The organism is uncultured Fibrobacter sp., assembly GCF_937877005.1.
Classification (GTDB): Bacteria; Fibrobacterota; Fibrobacteria; order Fibrobacterales; family Fibrobacteraceae; genus Fibrobacter.
Genome location: NZ_CALEFV010000013.1, coordinates 1 through 3,647, shown reverse-complemented (window position 1 = coordinate 3,647; position 3,647 = coordinate 1). Strand labels below are relative to the sequence as shown.

4 protein-coding genes are annotated in these 3,647 nt (G+C 52.3%); 3 read left to right on the top strand and 1 reads right to left on the bottom strand.

What is annotated here, in order from left to right; translation table 11 throughout:
- From dtd to Q0628_RS00625, 3 genes are all read left to right on the top strand, one after another.
- A partial coding sequence (gene dtd, locus Q0628_RS00635; protein WP_298767537.1) for a D-aminoacyl-tRNA deacylase occupies nucleotides 1-421 on the top strand: 421 nt, incomplete at its 5' end.
- Between the two features lie 15 nt (nucleotides 422-436).
- A complete protein-coding gene (locus Q0628_RS00630; RefSeq protein WP_298767535.1) occupies nucleotides 437-2,230 on the top strand; it encodes a homoserine O-acetyltransferase in 1,794 nt (597 codons plus the stop codon).
- Between the two features lie 65 nt (nucleotides 2,231-2,295).
- Entirely contained in the window at nucleotides 2,296-3,177 is an 882-nt protein-coding gene (locus Q0628_RS00625; protein WP_298767533.1) for a YicC/YloC family endoribonuclease, read from the top strand.
- A gap of 72 nt (nucleotides 3,178-3,249) precedes the next feature.
- On the opposite strand, the gene Q0628_RS00620 is transcribed toward Q0628_RS00625, so the two are convergent.
- Nucleotides 3,250-3,647: FISUMP domain-containing protein (locus Q0628_RS00620; protein ID WP_298767530.1), on the bottom strand; the 398-nt coding region annotated here is incomplete at its 5' end.

The following is a 3,647-nucleotide window of genomic DNA, read 5'->3' as shown; positions in this document are numbered from 1 at the left end:
TCAACGCGTTTTGAACGCCCAAGTCGATATCGACGGCGAGACCGTCGGAAAAATCGGCAAGGGCTACATGATCCTTATCGGAGTGGGCGAAGGCGACACCAAAGAGGTCGCCGACCGCTACATCCGCAAAATGCTTGCGCTCCGCATCTTCGCCGACGAAAACGGAAAGACAAATCTTTCAATCAAAGATGTCGGTGGCGAACTCCTGCTCGTTTCACAATTTACTTTATACGCAAATTGCAACAAAGGAAACCGCCCCACCTTCAACGGAGCCGGAAACCCCACCTTAGCAAGCGAGCTATATGATTATATTATAGCGGAATGCAAAAAGGAGATTCCAAACGTGCAAACAGGGCGCTTCGGCGCTGACATGCAGGTGAGTTTAACCAACGACGGACCGTTTACGATTATGTTGGAATAAGCTATATTTATGCATATGAGTGAATTTTTGCATAAATACAGCGTCGGCCCAGTGGTGCCCCAGACCTTTACGAAGGATTACGGGGACGAGGGTTTTAAGCTCGAAAGTGGCAAGACCCTTCCGGCGCTGACCATCCGTTACGAAACGTACGGAACGCTGAACGCCGACAAGAGCAATGTTGTCTGGGTGTGTTCTCCGCTTACGGCAGACGCACACGTTGCCGGCTACTATACCGAAAACGACAAGAAGCCCGGTTGGTGGGATGCCCTGATTGGCCCCGGAAAACCGGTCGATACAGACAAGTTCTTTGTCGTGTGCAGCAACATTTTAGGTGGTTGTAAAGGCACCACAGGCCCGGCAAGCATCAACCCCCGCACGGGAAAACCCTACGGAAGCACCTTCCCGATGATCACCATCGGCGACATGGTGCACGCCCAATACGAATTGGCAAAAGGCCTTGGAATCGAGAGCATCTGCTGCGTCATTGGCGGCTCCATGGGTGGCTTCCAGGCCATGAAATGGGCCATCTACTACCCCGAACAGGTGCGACGCTGCATCGTGATCGCAAGCTCCCCGCGCTTCAGCAGCCAGGCGCTCGGTTTTGAAATCGTCGCCCGCGACGTCATTACTCAAGACCCGAACTTTAACGGCGGCGACTACTACGAATCGACACACCCTGATGTCGGTCTTTCGAATGCCCGCAAGTTGGCGCACATTACCTACCTCAGCGCCGTGGGCATGGAACAGAAATTCAAACGCGCCCAGGACCAGGAAAGTCGCAACCATGCGGTGACATACAGCACCCCGTTTGATCTTGACCTTCCGCTAGAAAGCTACCTGCGTTATCAGGGTGCGAAGTTCGTGGATCGTTTTGATGCAAATAGTTACTTGCACATAGCGCATGCCACCGACAGCTTTGACTTGGAAACCGAATACGGCTCTCTCGAAAACGCCTTCAAGAATGTCAAGGCGGAATTCCTGAACGTGAATCTGAGTACCGACTGGCTTTTCCCGCCGCACGAATCGCGCCGTATTACAAGCGCTCTCTTGAATGCAGGTAAAACGGTTACAAGCCTTGAGCTCGACACTCAATTCGGCCACGACGGTTTCCTTATCGAAGTCGGCGACCTCGGCAAGGCTGTTGGCCGTTTCCTCGACAGTAAGATTATTCCGACCAAAACCGAAACGCAGGTCATGCCCGTTTTCCACGACACCGAAGATTTCGACTACATCGGAAGCCTGATCAAGGAAAACAGCAAGGTGCTCGACCTCGGCTGCGGTAATGGCGAACTTCTCGATTTCTTGAACAAGAAAAAGCATGTTGAAGTTCTCGGTATCGAGCGCAACTTCAAGAGCATCATGGATTGCCTCGAAAACGATGTGCCCGTAATCCAGCGCGACCTTGACGAAAGCGGCATTCGCGATTTCAAGGACGGCAGCTTCGATTACGCCATCATTAACCGCACCATCCAAGAAATCCGCGACCCGGTCGCTCTCTTGAACGAGCTTCTGCGTGTCGCCAAGCGCGCCATCGTGACCTTCCCGAATTTCGGTCACTGGACAACCCGTGGAAGCCTGATGCTGCACGGTCGCATGCCGAAATCGAAGGAACTCCCTTACGAATGGTACGACACGCCGAACATCCGCCTCTTGACCGTAAAGGATTTCCATACCCTTTGCGACAAGGAAGGCTTGAAGATTGAGACCATCAGCTACCAGAACGAACACAAGCTCAGCAAGTTCCTGACGGCGATCGGTTTCGCAAACTTCGGCGCAGAACATGTAATTGCAATGGTGACCAAGAAATAGTTGCAACGTCATTGCGAGGAACGCAGTGACGAAGCAATCTATTAATGAATGCAAAAGGATCGAATATGGCTATTTTATCGATGACGGGGTTTGGAAAAAGCGAGTCCATGTACCAGGGCGCAAGCTGCGTGATTGAAGTCCGCAGCGTAAACAACCGCTTCTTGGACATCTCCTGCAAGTTGCCCAAGAACCTTGCCTACCTCGAAAACAGCTTCAAGAACCAAATCAAGGACAAACTGGTTCGAGGTTCGGTTATCTTTAGCGTGACGCTCGGTGCAGGCACCGGCGGAAACATTCCGGTTTCCTATAACGAAGCTGCCATCGCCAAGTTCGTCGACATCACGCGCACCATGCAAAAGAAGTTCGGCATTACGGGCGAAATCAAGCTGGAACATGTGCTGGCACTCCCCGAAGTGCTGCAGTTTACCGATGCCGACGCCGATTCCGACGCTCTCGAAAAGCACTTGGCCGCAGAACTCGACAAGGCTCTTGACCAGGTAAACGAAATGCGTGCCAAGGAAGGTGCCAATCTCGCCCGCGATCTCGAAGGCCGCGTAAATCATTTGAACGCCGTTCTCGACAAGATCGAAGTTCTTGATCCGCAGCGCATCGAAGTGTGGAAGGACAAGTTCAAGGAACGCATCAACGTGCTCTTGAAGGATTCCGAAATCGACGACGTCCGCCTGCTGCAGGAAGCCTGCATCATGGCCGACAAGCTTGACATTCACGAAGAAATCACCCGCTTCCGCAGCCACAACAAGCTTTTCCTGAACGCCCTCAAGGAAGGCGGTGCCCAGGGCAAGAACCTCGGTTTCATTCTGCAAGAAATGGGCCGCGAAGCCAACACTCTCGGCACCAAGTGCCAGAGTGCCGACATCGCAGCGCTTGCCATTGAACTGAAGAACGAAGTCGAATGCATCCGCGAGCAATCGCTTAACATTGCTTAATCGCGACTCATTTCAAACCATTAGAAAAGGCGCTCATCAGAGCGCCTTTCTCTTTTTTATTCTTAAATCAAACTAGTCCTTAATGCAACGCAAACTGGCGCCGTATTCCGGATTGAACTTTTCGAACTTGGCAATGTCCTTGTCATGGAAGAATACGAGCACTTCACCTTCAGCCGTCCAGAAGAAAGCCTTCTGACCGGCGGCTTCGAACTTGCGTTCTTTCAGCGGAACATCGCTCTTTGCAAAGTGTGCGCCACCGGCCTTGGCTCCGAATCCAAGTTCATCCTTGCCATTGCCGTAATTGTTCGTGCCCTTGATCGGATCCCAGCCGTAGCCCGCCTTCAGCACGGTTCCAACCTGTTTTTCCTTGCCCGCAAAAGCAAGCAACTCATTCCATTCGGCCTTAGTCGGCATATGGAAGCCTTCAAGGCAGGCCTTCTTTGCATTTTCAAAATTGTACAGACGGCCCC

What these genes read in the sequence shown, in the direction of transcription:
- Q0628_RS00630 (WP_298767535.1), top strand. Translation starts at nt 437, where the DNA reads ATGAGTGAATTTTTGCATAAATACAGCGTCGGCCCAGTGGTGCCCCAG.
- Q0628_RS00625 (WP_298767533.1), top strand. Translation starts at nt 2,296, where the DNA reads ATGGCTATTTTATCGATGACGGGGTTTGGAAAAAGCGAGTCCATGTAC.